The 15,450-nt window shown below is 56.1% G+C and carries 13 protein-coding genes; 3 read left to right on the top strand and 10 right to left on the bottom strand.

What is annotated here, in order from left to right; all coding sequences use genetic code 11:
• Nucleotide 1 precedes the first annotated feature (1 nt).
• From L2W58_RS10660 to L2W58_RS10620, 9 genes are all read right to left on the bottom strand, one after another.
• A complete protein-coding gene (locus L2W58_RS10660) occupies nucleotides 2-1,477 on the bottom strand; it encodes a hydrogenase large subunit (RefSeq protein WP_236103326.1) in 1,476 nt (491 codons plus the stop codon).
• Complete coding sequence (locus L2W58_RS10655) at nucleotides 1,478-2,926, bottom strand: proton-conducting transporter transmembrane domain-containing protein (RefSeq protein ID WP_236103325.1); 1,449 nt, start codon at nucleotides 2,924-2,926, stop codon at nucleotides 1,478-1,480.
• Between the two features lie 6 nt (nucleotides 2,927-2,932).
• The gene (locus L2W58_RS10650; RefSeq protein WP_236103324.1) at nucleotides 2,933-3,568 is read right to left on the bottom strand and encodes a hypothetical protein; all 636 of its coding nucleotides are present in this window, start codon (nucleotides 3,566-3,568) and stop codon (nucleotides 2,933-2,935) included.
• A gap of 7 nt (nucleotides 3,569-3,575) precedes the next feature.
• On the bottom strand, nucleotides 3,576-4,493 hold the full coding sequence (locus L2W58_RS10645; RefSeq protein ID WP_236103323.1) for a respiratory chain complex I subunit 1 family protein: 918 nt from the start codon (nucleotides 4,491-4,493) through the stop codon (nucleotides 3,576-3,578).
• On the bottom strand, nucleotides 4,493-6,475 hold the full coding sequence (locus L2W58_RS10640) for a proton-conducting transporter transmembrane domain-containing protein (RefSeq protein WP_236103322.1): 1,983 nt from the start codon (nucleotides 6,473-6,475) through the stop codon (nucleotides 4,493-4,495). Before L2W58_RS10640 ends, L2W58_RS10645 begins: the two co-directional genes overlap by 1 nt.
• 223 nt (nucleotides 6,476-6,698) lie before the next feature.
• Nucleotides 6,699-7,235: a GNAT family N-acetyltransferase gene (locus tag L2W58_RS10635; RefSeq protein ID WP_236103321.1), complete on the bottom strand. Its 537-nt coding sequence runs from the start codon at nucleotides 7,233-7,235 to the stop codon at nucleotides 6,699-6,701.
• Nucleotides 7,236-7,373: 138 nt separating this feature from the next.
• Complete coding sequence (locus L2W58_RS10630) at nucleotides 7,374-8,126, bottom strand: substrate-binding periplasmic protein (RefSeq protein ID WP_236103320.1); 753 nt, start codon at nucleotides 8,124-8,126, stop codon at nucleotides 7,374-7,376.
• Nucleotides 8,127-8,275: 149 nt separating this feature from the next.
• Complete coding sequence (locus tag L2W58_RS10625; RefSeq protein WP_236103319.1) at nucleotides 8,276-9,034, bottom strand: substrate-binding periplasmic protein; 759 nt, start codon at nucleotides 9,032-9,034, stop codon at nucleotides 8,276-8,278.
• 139 nt (nucleotides 9,035-9,173) lie between these two features.
• Nucleotides 9,174-10,028, bottom strand: coding sequence for a GNAT family N-acetyltransferase (locus L2W58_RS10620; protein WP_236103318.1), 855 nt, complete (start codon nucleotides 10,026-10,028; stop codon nucleotides 9,174-9,176).
• Between the two features lie 128 nt (nucleotides 10,029-10,156).
• On the opposite strand from L2W58_RS10620, the gene L2W58_RS10615 reads away from it, so the two are divergent.
• Together L2W58_RS10615 and L2W58_RS10610 are read left to right on the top strand one after the other, a co-directional pair.
• Nucleotides 10,157-11,275 (top strand): aminotransferase class I/II-fold pyridoxal phosphate-dependent enzyme, encoded by a 1,119-nt coding sequence (locus L2W58_RS10615; RefSeq protein WP_236103317.1) that lies wholly within the window; start codon nucleotides 10,157-10,159, stop codon nucleotides 11,273-11,275.
• Nucleotides 11,276-11,609: 334 nt separating this feature from the next.
• Nucleotides 11,610-12,956, top strand: coding sequence for a sodium-dependent transporter (locus tag L2W58_RS10610; RefSeq protein WP_236103316.1), 1,347 nt, complete (start codon nucleotides 11,610-11,612; stop codon nucleotides 12,954-12,956).
• A 41-nt stretch (nucleotides 12,957-12,997) separates the two neighbouring features.
• Here L2W58_RS10610 and L2W58_RS10605 read toward each other — a convergent pair whose 3' ends face one another.
• Nucleotides 12,998-14,035 (bottom strand): methyltransferase, encoded by a 1,038-nt coding sequence (locus L2W58_RS10605; RefSeq protein WP_236103315.1) that lies wholly within the window; start codon nucleotides 14,033-14,035, stop codon nucleotides 12,998-13,000.
• 271 nt (nucleotides 14,036-14,306) lie between these two features.
• Here L2W58_RS10605 and L2W58_RS10600 point away from each other — a divergent pair, with 271 nt between their 5' ends.
• Nucleotides 14,307-15,416 carry a linear amide C-N hydrolase gene (locus L2W58_RS10600; RefSeq protein ID WP_236103314.1) on the top strand — a complete coding sequence of 370 codons (1,110 nt, stop codon included), beginning with the start codon at nucleotides 14,307-14,309 and terminating at the stop codon, nucleotides 15,414-15,416.
• The last annotated feature ends 34 nt before the right edge of the window (nucleotides 15,417-15,450 follow it).

Below are 15,450 nucleotides of genomic sequence, written 5' to 3'. Positions count from 1 at the left end.
CCTACAGGTCGAAACCGCAGTAGGATAGGTTGAAGCTCTTGTTGCAGAGGGGAAAGTCGGATATCCCTCTGTTCCTCATGGATGTAGCCAGCCCGATCCAGTTGTGGAAGCTCGGATCCACCACTCGGTAGTCCTCCACCTTCCCCGTCCGGTCCGTCACGGCCACGTGGACTATCTCCCCTCTCCATCCCTCCGTCATGGAGACCGCCATGGAGGAAGGCTCTAGCTCTCCCGCCGGGACCATCACGGAAGATCTGGGCAGGTCGGACAGAAGGGCCTCCAGGTAGTCGAAGGAGTTCTCCAGCTCGGACCACCGGACCCTGGCCCTGGCCAGGACGTCCCCGCCACTCTCGACCGCCACCCTTATCGGCCGATAACGGTAGGACCAATAGGGGAAGGAATGCCTCGCGTCACGGGTCACCCCGCAGGCCCTGGCGGCAGGTCCCACCAGCCCGAGGGAGTCGCAATCGAGGGTAGAGAGCACCCCGGTATTCTCGAAGCGGGCCATGACCGTGGGGCAGCTCCACAGAAGACCTACGGCGTCCGCCGCCTCGGATCGGATTCTGGCGAGACTCTTCAGCAGATCTTTCGCCATCGAGTCGTCTATATCCCACAGCACACCGCCGGGACGAAAAAGCCCTCGGGAAAACCTGTTGCCGCAGATGGACGCGGTCAGGTTGAGCACGTCTCCCCTGATCCTCCCGCAGAAAGAGGATGTTGGCAGATATCCCACGTCTCCCGCCATGGCCCCGATATCTCCGATATGGCAGGCGACCCTCTCCAGCTCCTGGGCGACGCACCTCACAGCCCGGGCTCGGGGCTCCACCTCGCACCGGGCCAGGGCCTCCATGGCCCCGCAGTAGGCTCCGGCGTGACCGGCGGTAGAATCTCCGGCGATGGACTCGGCCGCTATAGCCTGCCCCGCCGACAGAGGAGCCTCAAAGAGCCTCTCCACACCTCTGTGCTGATACCCTAGGGATATCTCCAGGTGAAGGACTATCTCCCCGTAGCACTGAAAACGAAAATGTCCGGGCTCGATGACCCCGGCGTGGACGGGTCCCACAGCGACCTCGTGAACCTCCTCGCCCTGGACCCTGTAGAAATCCATATCCCCCACGGAGCTTCCGAGAGCCCCTCCTCTGGGGAACCTGACCGGCTTGAGCCAGGGATGGCCTTCCGGAACGGGACCTCCCCTCTCCGCCATGTCCCTCTCGAACATATGGGCCTGAGGACAGACCGGCGTGAGGGCGCGATAGGACCGACCGTCGAACCTCCCCATGGCCACGGAGAGGCTTCCCCGGGAATCGTCGGCCAGAACGGAACAGACTATATCGTTCCGGCGGTGAAACAGGGAGATCAGCCGTTCTCCCTGGACCACGCCGTCCACGATCCAATCGAGAAAATCGTCCCACGGAAGTACCGGGACCTGCGAGATCGGAAAGGACTCCATATTTCCGGTCGCAAGACAGCGAGACATCTACATCCCCCCCATAGAGATAGCGGCGCTCTCCACGAGACGCCACAGAGGGGCCGGAGTCCAAAGACCCAGGATCAGGGCGACCCCGCACAGTATCATCGGGGGCAGATCTTCCCAGACGACCGCTCGCCCCGCCGGAAGATCCGCCCCGGAGGGGGCCTCTCCGAACACCATCGATATGACCGCCTTCCACATTCCTATAAACACCATGGCCAGCCCCAGCAGGAGCGCCCCCATGACGATCCACCTTTCCCCTGCCCCCAGAGACGATAGGATCATCATCTCGCTGAAGAAGGTCCCGAAGGGCGGAAGACCGCATATGGACATGAAACCGGCGATCCAGACCGCTCCCGTCACGGGGGCCACGCGGATCAGACCGGAGATGGAGGCTATGGCCTTTGTGTGATAGAGGCTCAAGACAGATCCGGCCGCCAGAAACAAAGACCCCTTGGTCAGAGAGTGGTTGAGGGCGTGAAAGATCCCTCCGGCACCGGCGCCGGACCCCACCGCTATGGCCAGTATCCCCATGTGCTCCACGCTGGAATAGGCCAGGAGCCGCTTGAACCCCGACTGCCTCAGGATCATGCATCCCGCGATAATCACGGAGACGACCCCGAAGGCCACCGTCAGGCTGCCCCAGTAACTCTCCAGACCGGCACCGGTGAGGATGGAGCCGGTCCTGGCTATTCCGAGAAAAGCACAGTTGCACAGTGCGCCGGACAGAAGGGCCGACACGGGAGACGGCGCCTCGCTGTGGGCGTCGGGAAGCCAGGTGTGCATAGGGGCGAGACCCATCTTCGTCCCGTAGCCGACCAGTATGAAGGCGAAGGAGATCTTCAGCCACAGGGGATCGAGTTCGCCTCCGTGCTCCGCCAGATCCCGAAAGGTCAGGGAGATCTCATGTCCTCCGGAAAAAAGAGACGACACGGCCAAAGCGGTGTTTCCCGCCAGGGCCATGGCTATTCCCACGGAGCATATCAGAAGATACTTCCAAGCCGCTTCCAACGCTCCCGGGGTCCTACAATAGGCGATTAGAGGTGCCGTGACCAGTGTGGTACCCTCTATGGCCATCCAGAACACCCCGGTGTGATGGCTCACTATAGCCAGGGTGGTGGTGGACAGAAACATCAGCATGGAGCCCACGAAGGCGGACTCCCTGGAGAAGGCCCCTCTCGAGTTGGGGAAACTGTGCTCCCTCAGATAGGCCAAGGTGGAAAAGGAGCCGAGAAAGAACAAAACAGACGTAACCAGCAGGAAAAACACCGACAGCCCGTCGCAGCCGATCCACCCCTCCACCGGAAGATCGTAGCCTCCGGCCCAGATGGACAGCACCCCCAGGAGATGGACGAGGGAGACGGAAACCAGAGTTACATTCCTGACCGAGGGCCATGGAGCTACGAAACCGACCACCCCGGAAAGGAAGGGCAGTAGGACTATAATCCAGATCATACTCAATCAGTCCTTCAGCTCGGACAGTCTATCCACGTCTATGTGGTTAAACTCCCGCCTTATATGTAGGATAATCACTCCCATTACGAAAACCCCCACGAAAAGGTCCAGCAGGACCCCGGCCTCCACCACCAAAGGATGGTGTACCGCCACGGCCGGACCCATAAAGTAGATCCCATTCTCCATAACCAGATATCCCACCGCCTGAGATATGGCCTTCTTTCTGGAAACGACCAGGAACATACCGGCCATCATGGAGAGCAGCGCCACGGACAGTCCCATTGGGTCATCCACCCCGGGAGGCATGGGAAGCTTCACCGAGATCCACAGAGAGAGCCCCACGGCGAACAGCCCGACGAACAGGGACTTTCTGTAGCCTATCATGGGCTCCAGCTCTCTCCTGATACCGACCGACCTGAGGGCCTTGAACATCACCATGGGCAGGCACACAGCCTTGACCAGCCCAGTCACGAGAAGAAAGGCCAATTCCACCGAGGAAAGCCCTCCGACCGACGACAGCGCCACCAGACAGACGACGATGGCGCCCTGGAGAGCCGCCGATCTTATCAGGCTGTCCACCCTGGACGTGGCGAACATATTGAGATCCACCAGCAAAAGCAGAGCCATCAGAAGCTGCTTCATAATAGGATCACCTCACTACCCACATAATCCACAGAGTGGACATGACGAAAGCCACAGCCAGAAGGAGGGGAACCCTCCCCATCTTCAGACGGGCCGAGGAGGACTCCACCAGTCCCACCACAACCTGGAACCCCATCAGACAGCACAGAGACAGGAGGACGTCGAGCCACAGACTGCCGGTTCCTCCCGGGAAAACCAGTCCCGACACGAGAAGCCCCATGGTCCAGAGCTTCAACGCTCCTCCGTACTCTATGAAGGCCAGGTCGATGCCGCAGTGATCCAGCACCATGACCTCGTGTATCATGGTCAGCTCCAGATGGGTCGTGGGATCGTCCACCGGGATTCGGGAGTTCTCGACCAGGTAGACTATCACGAAAGCCGCCAGGATGAATATCAAGGCAGGCAGGTTGGACCCCAGAAAGGCGGATCCTCCGAGTTTTCCGTATATACCGCTCAAGGACAGCGAGCCGGTTATAGCCCCGAGCCCCGCGACCCCCAGAAGCAGCGACGGCTCCGTCAGGGCGGAGAAGAAGGCCTCCCTGTCGGCTCCCATGCCCTCGAAACTGGACCCGGTATCCATCGCAGCGAAGACCGTGAAAAACCGCCCCACTCCCATGAGGTAGGCCATCAGGAGGATATCCCCCTCGAAGTGAACCAAGGCGGGCCTGCCTGCGAAGGGCACCAGACAGAGTGCACCCATCGTGGACACCAGTGACACGACGGGGCCGGCCCTGAAGATCCAGGTAGTCTGGGATCCGTAGACGGCCCCCTTGGACATCAGCCGGACGAGAGATCTGTAGGGAAGCAGAAGGGGTGGCCCCTGCCTTCCTGCCACGGCTGCCTTGGTCCTGTTTATCACTGTCTTGAGAAAGGGCGCCGCCACGAGTGCAACGGCCACCGCGACCAGTGCGAAAAGGCGGTCCATCATCTCAGACTCCACAGGAGGACCGCCACGAGAGCGGCGAAAACGTAGAACACATAGAGGTGGGTGCCACCGTGATGGAGCTTTCTAGCCTCTCCGACCACCTTCATGACCGTTCCGAAAAGGGGCCCGTAAAAATATCGGTGAAACACACCGCTCGTATCGGCGTGAAAAATGGACGGCCCGGGAAAATACCCTTCGGGCAGAGACCCCGCCACCTCGGAACGCAGAAAGGACCGAAAAGCCGCGAATACGGGCTGGGAAAAGGACGATCCGGTGTACTGCATTCTGGCAGAGGGATTGCCGTATCCGCATCCCCACACGGGCCCCAGGGACACGGTCCTGTCTCTCTGGAGACGGGCCCTTAGCCTCCAGAGCCAGAACCCGGCTCCGAAGAGGACAAAAGAGATGAACGAAACGTTCAGATAGGCCTTTGAGACCTCCGCCAAAGGGGTCAGACTCCCAAGGGAAAGATCCAGAGGATGCACCGCCGTCGCAACCGAGCCTGCCATGAGGATAGACGCAGAACCGGCCAGCCCCAGAACCAGACAGAGTATCGTCAGAGACGACATGGGGACGACCATGTCCGACCCCGGATCGGCTTTAGCCGCACCGTCGGACCTGGAAAAGCCCAGGAACACCATGCCGTAGGCCTTCAAAAAAGCCATGGCGGCCAGACCTCCCACGAGGGCCAGAGAGGAGATGGCGACGAAGCCGCCTATCCTTAGCCCCACGGAGGACATCGCACCCGGCACTACGGTCAGATAAGAGGCGGTGTATATCAGGAACTCTCCCACAAAGCCGTTGAATGGAGGCAATCCGCACACCGAGAGGCACAAGACGAGAAAGGCCGTTCCCGTCCTCGGCATCGTTCGGCACAGTCCCCCCAGCCAGTCCATGTCGCCGGTTCCGGCGGTCTTTATCACCGACCCCGCCGCCATGAACAGTCCGGCCTTGAACAACGAGTGGTTGAGACAGTGGAGCAAAGCTCCTCCCATCGCGATAACCCCGACGGAACGGTCGTATCCCGTGCCCAACACCCCTATTCCGAGACCGATGAGGATTATCCCCATGTTCTCCACAGTGCAGAAGGCCAGTAGCCTCTTGAGGTCCCTCTGGACCACCGAGTGGACTACTCCGCCCAATCCGGACGCGACCCCCAGTATCAGAAGCAGCCATCCCCACCACTGCGGCCATTCCTGAGCCATCGCAAGGACCCTCAGGACCCCGTATATCCCGGTCTTGACCATCACACCGCTCATGAGAGCGGAACCGTGGGAGGGAGCGGCAGGATGGGCCTCTGGAAGCCACAGATGGAGCCCCAGAAAACCGGCCTTTGCGCCGAAGCCCACTATCGCCAGAGGAAAGACCAGGTTCGCCATACCTCCCAAACCTAAGAGGGAGTCGAGGTCGAAGGAACCGGCCTTGGCTCCAAGCAGAAAGAACATGAAGAACAGAAACGCCGTTCCCAGGTGGGTCGCGACTAGATAGATCCATCCGGCCCTCCTGTTCTCCTCCCTGGGATGGTCGAACATCACCAGAAAAAAGGCCGCCATGGACATGATCTCCCAGGAAAGCAGGAAGAGTATTCCGTCGTAGGAGATCAGGACCATGAAGATCCCGCCGGAGAGCATCTGGAGAAAAAAGCCGGTCCAGGATCCCCGAACGGTCTCCCCCCGATTCGAGAGATAGCCTCTACCGTAGAGGGCCACGGCCGGCGAGACCAGAGAGAGGATGAGGACGAACCATCCGGACAACATATCCATACGGACGTGAAAAGACCCCACGGGGAAACCCCATGGGACACGGAAATCCAGGATCGATCCACAGGCCAGGACGGAGACAAGGGGCAATACCGCCATGAGAGATGACAAAACGGAAGACAGCGGCACTATCCATCCTCCCGGAGACCTCCTTCCGAAAGACAAAGAACCCAGAGCGGATAAAAAGTACAGGGCAACAGAGCCCAAGAGCAGAAACTCCACGACAACACTGTCCTTCCCGAAATATGATGCCGAAACCATCGGCGCAGTCGTCAGATTATACTCCCGAAATCACCGCTAGTTCCTGATCCTACCCTCCATATTCAAATAAAATGCAATTAATTCTGTGCCTAGAGCAACAAAAAAGACGGACCTTAAAGGCCCGCCTTTATATAATTTTAAATCGCAACGTCCAAACAGGACGAAACGTAGTTTACCTATTCGGTTATTTCACCTTTTCGAAGGGCAACTCCATGATATAACGGTGATGACCCTCTCCATACTCGTCCTTGTTCTCTCCGACTATCTCGAAACCCATTTTGTCCTTGTACAGCTTTATGGCGGGAGCATTTTCCGTATCCACCGTCAGCCCCATCTTAGTGAAGTCCTGGTCTCTGAGGTTCCTCACTATGGCCCTGAGGAAATGATAGCCCAGCCCCTGACCCTGAAGGTCTTCGGCTATGGCGTAGTCGAAAAGATAACATTTCTCCAGATCCTCCCAGTCCCTCATCAGAATGGCGAGGCCTATTATTCTCTTCTTGTCCTCCTCTTTTAGGACGAAGACGTTTCCGTGACGTATCTGAGGCACCAATCCCCACTCGTCCATACCCAGATCTCCGAATATGCCGAGGCCGAAGTTCACCATTCTCTTCAACAGGTTGACGTTGTAGTCCTGAACCAGATAGACCTTCAGGTTACCGATGTCTCCGTCCAGATTTTCAACGACTTTGCGAGGCAGTTTGGAAGTTTCTTCTAAATACAAAAAACCACTCCTTTCAATTTTATAGCGTTGTTATTATACTCGAAAATCAATTGATTTGCAAGTGCTACCACTTTGTAACGGTCTCCCATAAAAAACGAGGGGGTCGTATCGGACCCCCTCGGCTCATATATCAGGAGATCAACGTAAATATCTGTCCAATATCGCCTGGTAGGATCCGTCTGCCTTCATCTCGTCCAGCGCCTTCTGAAGTCGATCTATAAGGGCTTGGTCTGTGTCCTTGTGGAAGGCGTAGTAAAGGTGGCTTTCGCTCAGGGCAAAGACCGTCTCGTAGTCCGCCGGATCAAACCCCATATCCTTGAGCTGCCACTGAGCGACGCTTTCCTCGTAGACCCAAACGTCGACTCGACCGGAGTTCAGCTTCTTGACGTTTTGAAGGTTGTTAGCCGCTATATCAACCTTGGTCATTCCGACCTTACGGGCCAGGATATCGCCTATGTCCTCCTTTATGACCCCGGCGGAAAGATCGGCAAGGTCGGCTTCGGAGCCGACTTTTATGCCCTTGCTCTTCAGGGCGATGACCGCCGTCCTGGAAGCTGCCAGAGGGCCTACCCACTTGAACATGGGTTTTCTCTCGTCGGTATAGGTCATGCTGAAAAGGCAGGTGTTCTGAGTCGACTGAACCTCCTTGTAACCTCTGGCCCAGGGCAAGACCTCCACGTCCTTTGCGGTCTTGGAAGATCCCTCTCTCTTGAATATCTCTGCCAGGACGTCCACAGCTATGCCCGTCGCGACTCCATCGTCGCCCTTCATGTTGTATGGCGGCAATTCCTCGGTCATGAAACGAATATCGTCAACTCCGACTGCGAAAACGCTGCCAGCCGCAAGACACACGAATAAAATCGAGAGCACGAATTTCTTCAGATAGTCCAAAGCGATCCCTCCTTAAAGATATCTGCTACTTAATCAGTATGCTATCGATTCCGAAGCATAGTCAACATATTCCCTCTCGAGACACAACTACATCGAACAAAGAGGGATCCTTTGGATCCTAGCCTGAGCTCGGCCCTTACTTCAGAAAATCAGCGTAGATATTTGTCAACTATCGCCTGGTAGGATCCGTCTGCCTTCATCTCGTCCAGCACCTTCTGAAGTTGGTCTATAAGGGCCTGGTCGGTGTCCTTGTGGAAGGCGTAGTCCAGACGTCCTGCCTCCAAAACATATACCGTTTCATAATCGGCCGGATCGAACCCCATGTCCTTGAGCTGCCAAAGGGCCACGTTTTCCTCGTAAACCCAGATGTCTATCCTGCCGGAGTTAAGCTTTTTTATGTTCTGATCGTTGTTGGCAGTTCTATCTATCTTTTTGATTCCCGCTTTTTCCGCCAACTGGTCGCCGATGTCGTCCTTGATAACCCCGGCTGAGAGACCGGCCAGCTCGGCGTCGGTCCCAGCACTTATACCTTTGCTTTTTAAGGCGGTCGCTACTACTCTGGTGGAAGCTATCGGGCCAACCCACTTGAATAACGGCTCTCTCTCCTCAGACCGAGTCATACAGAAAAGGCTGGTGTTCGGGGTCGACTGCACTTCCTTATAGCCTCTGGCCCAAGGCAGCACCTCCACGTCCTTGGCGGTCTTGGAGGAACCCACCCTCTTGAACATCTCGGCCAAAACATCCACAGCTATTCCTGTAGCGACGCCGTCGTCTCCTTTCATATTGAAAGGAGGATATTCCTCTGTCATGAAGCGGATGTCATCCACTCCGACGGCAAAAACGGTACCGGCCGTAAGACATACGAATAAAACCGACAGAACAAACTTTTTCAGATAGCTCAAAATCATCCCTCCTAAAGGATATTTTTTACTTTTATCATTATACTATTCATCTCGACCAGTAGTCAAAATATTCCATCTCGATACACGAATAGATCCGGCGAGAAAGGATCCGATATATTTTATATCCCCCCGTCGCCTCATCCTGCTAAACCATCCTGAACATCTCGTACTGTTCTACCGACTCCTTGACGAAGCCCGTTTCATCTAGAAAAGGACGGATATCTACGTTATCTGGCATACTGACGCTCAGCTTTTCCGGGCGGACCGCATCGACCCCACGGCAGAGAAGATTCCGTCCTATTCCCCTCCTTCTGCAAGAGTCCGACACCCAGAGAAAATAGACCTTTCCCGAGCCTGATATCACCGTCGCTCCGACCATCTCGCCCCCTTCGTATGCGGCGAAACACCGAGAGGTCCGATCGGAGCGGAAATAATCCGCCTCGTTCTGCCAGTTGATATGGAGCGACGACATGCCCTCTCGACATTCCCTCGCCACCGTGACGTCCGTCTCCACCACATCGACGCCGACGGGGGGACGAGAAGGGCTCTCCACCGTATTTCCAGTCGACCTGCCGAAATAAAGCAGCTTGTTCTTCCTCTCGTAGCCTCGCCTCTCGTAGAACCTGATGGCTCTTTCGTTGTCCGCCAGGACCTCCAGGCTGAGACGTTCGCACCCTATCTCTATCGCGTTCTCCAGAAAAAGCTCGAAAAGACGTCCACTTACGCCGGTTCCCCGAATCTCGGGAGGAACGCATAAAGTGCCGCACCTCATGTTTCGATATCCGTCGAATCGCCTGACACCGCCCAGTATCAGCCCGGCAGGCGCTCCGTTTTCGACCGCGACGAAAGAGTGGTCCGTATCGTTGCCCTCAGAACCGAAGAACCTGTCGAAAAAACCGTCGACATCCAGAGTCATAGGGACGGGATAATCGGAAAATCCCAGGACGAACGATTCGTATATAACCTCTCGGTCCACCTTCGAACATCTTATGTAATCCATGCAGCATCTCCTTCCGCAAGAGTATTTTAAATCGATGATACACCATCGCCCCTAAATTTCACTTGCGTCTGCCCTATTCAACGGCTAAAGTGATCGAAGAATCTCGAAACGAAAAGGAGCTGATTCACTTGAAGATACGCCCGTTCAAGCTGGAGCGGTATTTCGCCAGGTACGAGTTCTCGGTGAAACACATAATGAGCGCCTCGGACTGCGAGAGCATGACCGTCGCCGAACTTATGGCCCTCGGGGGCGACGAGGCCATGGAGGCCTGGAAAGACCTGCGCCTCAACTACACCGAGCCCAAGGGGCATCCGGACCTGCTGGCAGGAATAGCCGACGGCTACGACGGGATCGGCCCGGAGAACCTGATAACTCTGGTTCCGGAGGAGGGCATATTTCTGGCGATGAACGCCCTTCTGGAACGAGGAGACCACGTGATAGCCCTGTCGCCTATATATCAGTCGCTGCTTGAGATTCCAAGGTCTATAGGATGCACCCTGTCCGAATGGCCCATCGTGCTGGAGGGAAACCGCTGGAAACTGGACCTGGATCACCTGGAATCGCTTTTAAGACCGGAGACCAAGCTGCTGGTGGTCAACTTTCCCCATAACCCCACGGGATTCCAGCCCACGAAGGAGGAGTTCCGAAGGATACTGAGCCTGACGGAAGAGAGGGGAATATGGGTCTTCTCCGACGAGATGTACCGGGGTCTGGAACCGACCGCAGACCTTCGGCTGCCATCGGCGGCGGAGATATACCCCAAGGCCGTAAGCCTTTCGGGGCTTTCCAAGTCGTACGGCCTGCCGGGGTTGAGGATGGGATGGCTTGCCTGCACCGACCACTACCTGATGGAAAAGGTGACCTGCCTGAGAGACTACACCACTATATGCGGCTCCGCCCCGTCGGAACTCCTGTCCATCATGGCCCTGAGATGTGCCGACGATCTGATGGAACGTTGCAGAAAGATAGTGGCTGAAAACGGCGTAACCGCGGCGGAGTTCTTCGGTAAACACGAGGACCTGTTCCGCTGGATTCCTCCCATGGCCGGATCCATAGGCTTTCCAGTACTGAACGGAGACTTCCCGGCGGAGGATTTTTTCGCCCACGTAGTGGAGAAGAAAAACCTCATGGTACTGCCAGGATCGGTGTTCGGGGTCGACGAAAACCACTTCCGAATCGGCCTGGGACGTAAGGACTTCTCCAAATGCTGTGAGATCCTGGAGGAATATCTGAGGGAAAGAGGCTAGCATGGCGTTTCCAGGAGGACAAAACTCCCTCTTGCCAAACTTCGCTTTAGTGTCTACAATGTCGCATAATCCAAGACGCCCAAAAGAGAGGAGGACTTGCGTTGAACCGTTTTACCGATTTTAAAGTCGCATCGGCAACCATAGTCATGAGCCTAGTTATTAGCTGCAGGTCCTATCCTGGAGCTTCTGTCGGCGTTTAAACAAAAGCTGACCGCACTTCAGGCCGGGATCTTACGAGATCCCGGCCTTTTTTTATCGGCACATCTAGAAACGCAGGTCTTCCGTAAGGGCCAGTCGTCTTGGATATCACTACATCACCTAGGAGGTTTTGCAATTGAGTGGAAACGGCAACGGAACCGAAAGAGAGCAATGGGGAAGTCGAATGGGATTCATGCTCGCCGCGGCTGGGTCCGCGGTGGGTTTGGGAAACATATGGCGTTTTCCCTACGTAACGGGTAAAAACGGAGGAGCGGCCTTTCTCATAATCTACCTCGCCATGGTGTTCTGCATCGGCGCGTCGGTCATGCTGGCCGAGTTCGCCATAGGCAGGGCGTCAAAGAGAAACTCCGTCGGGGCCTTCCGCAAGCTCAAGGGCGGAGCCTGGCCTATAGTCGGGTGGCTCGGCCTGATAGTGGCCTTCCTGATCCTCTCCTACTACGCCGTAATCGGAGGCTGGACACTGGCCTACATATTCAAATCCTTCACCGGACTTATGACGGCAGGCGGAGTCGAGGACGTCCAGAACATCTTCCTCACATTCATCGCCGATCCGGTCCAGGTCATCGCCGCGTTCTTCGTCTTCATGGCCCTGGTGGTCGTCGTGGTCTACCGAGGGGTCGGCGAGGGCATCGAGAAGTACTGCAAGGTGCTCATGCCCGGACTTTTCATAATACTGATAATCCTCATGGTCAGGGCCCTCACACTGCCCGGAGCGGCGGAGGGAGTGGCCTTCTATCTAAAGCCGGACTTCTCAAAGGTCACGGGAACAACCGTCATAGACGCCCTGGGACAGGCTTTCTACTCCCTCTCTCTCGGCATGGGAATACTGATCACCTACGGAAGCTACATCTCCAACGACGAGGACCTGCCTAAATCGGTGGCCACAGTCACCTTTCTGGACACCATGGTGGCGTTTCTCTCCGGGCTGGTGATATTTCCCACCGTCTTCGCCTTCGGTGTGGACGCAGGGGCCGGGGCAGGGCTGTCCTTCATAGCCCTTCCGGCGGTGTTCTCCAAGATGTGGGGAGGACCGGTCTGGTCCGCTCTATTCTTCGCCCTGCTGTTCATAGCGGCACTGACCTCCTCGGTGTCGCTATTCGAGGTGGTCATCTCCTACTGTATGGACGAGCTCAAGTGGACCAGGGCCAGATCGTCATGGATCATGGGCATCGCCATCTTTCTCGTAGGCATCCCCTCGGCCCTCTCAAACGGGGCCATGGACATAAAGCTCTTCGGCATGGGCTTTCTGGACGGCCTTGACTGGCTCTGCAACAACCTGCTGCTCACCACCTGCGGCATACTGATCTGCATCTTCGCAGGGTGGGTAGTAGGGGACAGGATGAAGAAGGAAGTCACCAACGACGGCAGCCGCCCCTTCGCCCTGCTCTCGCCCTGGACCTGGATCCTCAAGGTGGTGGCCCCCGCCGCCATACTTGTTATCATCTACAACGGTCTTAAGTAAAACCATACTGAAAAAGGCGTAGACGGTCCGTCACGAACCGGCTACGCCTTCTTCCTTCCCACGGTCATCTCCACCGGGCCGTGGCCCTGCATGCCGCCCTCGTCGGGGAGAACCCTGACCTCCGTCGACCCGAAACCTGCCTCCAGCATGGCATTCGAGATCTGGCCGGTCCTGATGGACATATCCTCGCCCTGCAACGTGGTGGGCAACCAGCTCAGAACGCTGTCCGCCGGGCCAGTGCCGTCGAAACTGATTCCGTCGGACATGACCACGAAAACACCGCCGGGGTTGAGCGCATCCCGCACCTTCGTCATTATGGAGGACAGGTCGTCACGATAAAAATTCAAGGTGAAATTAGCCATTATCAGGTCGTAACCGGAGCCGATATCGTCTTTCATGTAGTCGCCGGACCTCACTGTCATACGGTCCTCCATACCGTACTCTCGGACGATCTCCTCGGCCACCTTGGCCACCGGAGACTGGTCGAGAACCACGGATTTCATCGAATCGTGGACCGAGGTCACGGCGACGGCGATTATCCCGGGCCCGGCACCGAGATCCAGCATGCTGCCAAACGACTGGAACTCCGGCAGTTCGGACACCCTCTCGGCTATGAACTGAGCGCGACCGCAACGGGAATGATTGACGGTTATACGCGCCCCCTGCTCCCATATGGCAGGATCGGCTATGTTCTTTCTCTCCCTGGGACCGTTTTTCACCAGGTCCTTCATCCCTCCGTTCATGACGGGCAACATCCATTTTTCCATATACAGCAAGGACTCGCCCAGCGAGGTCTCGCCTTCTGACGTGAGGAACAACTCGGCCTGTCCGCTGTTTGCGTACTTTCCATCTTCCTTCGACAGACATCCCAAAGCGACCAAGGCGTTCATCATATGCTCGGTGTTTTCCCTATGGAGGGACAGCCCGTCGGCCACATCGTCGGAGGTAACGGCATCGGTCGTCAGATCGAACAGGCCGAGCTCTATTGCGGTCTTAAGCAGTTCCCATCGGAGAGTCTCCCGCTGAAACATAAAAAACCTTCCCCAATCCGAATTCACCTTAGGCAGTTCTTTTCTCATCGTCTCTTCCCTTCTTTCTGCTTTTATATTCGAATACGAGAACCTCGTCCACACATAAGTTCGATTGACCAAACTAATCGATTCTCTCCTACCTGTCAAGAGAATCTCTGGCTCATCTTAGAGGTAAGGCGGCCCCGAGAGCGGGATCGCCATCGATTTCCCAGAAGAATAAGCTATAATTTACTATAGTTTTATACTGCCGTTCCAAGCTAAAGATAGTCCCTGTAATAAGTCGTCGATCGCTGGCGTAAAAACGAAGGGAGATATGATCGTGAAAAAACTACGAATAACCTTGGTATTATTGATCATTTTTTCGAGCTTAACCATGAAGGGATCGGCATGTTCCATATCTCTTCTGGGAAACGACCAAAAAACCTTGATCGCCAGAAACATGGACTGGCCGGAACCAACCGGGATGGTCTTGAAGAACCTGAGTGGGATAGAGAAAACAGCCATGCTTTCCCCCGACGGTTCCACTCCGTATACTTGGACCTCCTCCTACGGAAGCATAACTTTCGACCTTGTGGTGGAGACTCGCTCGTATGGGGAGCTCAGCGCTCCCGGATGCGGACTCAACGAAGCGGGTTTCTATGCGGCCACGCTGTTCGTGGACCCGCCGAAATATCCCGGACCTGGAAGCAAGCCTTTTCTCAGCTGCATAGAGGTGGTAAGGGTTCTGCTGGACACTTGCTCAAACGTGTCGGAGGCTTTAAGCAAATTCAACGAATTCGGGATTACCGGATTGGTCATAGACGATGAGCTCTCCTGCGATATGCACTGGTTTCTCGCAGACAAAGAGGGAAACTGCGCCATCGTGGAATTCCCTCCGGAAAACTCGGGGACGATCTCAGTCAACTATCCGGGCAAAAAGTGCATGACCAACGATTATTACGGCCCCAGTTACGCCAACTTGGCTAGGTATCAGGGATTCGGAGGCACTCTGCCCATTCCTTCCGACGAACACAAAAGGACGTCCGACGTAAGATTCGTTCGCGACGTTTATTTTTCGGAAAAGGTAATGGCGAAAGAGGACATATCCAAAGACGACGGATTTTTCGTAATGGGAAAGGTGGCTCAGACGGAAGGGACCAAGGGCTCGGACTCGCCGACGGATTGGACCATCGTCTACGACCTTAAGGATCTCAATCTATCCTGGACCGCTGTAAATAACGAACTGCGAAGGGATATCGATCTTAACCGCCTTGACTTCTCTTCGTCGGGAAAGGTGACATCCATGGATATCCAGTCATCCGGCTCGGGAGACGTCACGTCGAACTTCGGCGAAAAAACCGAAGGGACCAGCAGCGGCTGTAACGTCGGAGCTACATCATGCACTCTGGCGCTTCTACTCGTCCCACTCGTGTTTATGGGGAAACGATAATAGAGAAACGTACAGGCCCCGCGGTTCTCAGAAC

The sequence above is a fragment of the Dethiosulfovibrio faecalis genome (genome assembly GCF_021568795.1).
In the GTDB taxonomy this organism is placed as follows: Bacteria; Synergistota; Synergistia; order Synergistales; family Dethiosulfovibrionaceae; genus Dethiosulfovibrio; species Dethiosulfovibrio faecalis.
The sequence above is the reverse complement of the archived record's forward strand: the minus strand, read 5'-3'. Positions and strand labels throughout refer to the sequence as shown.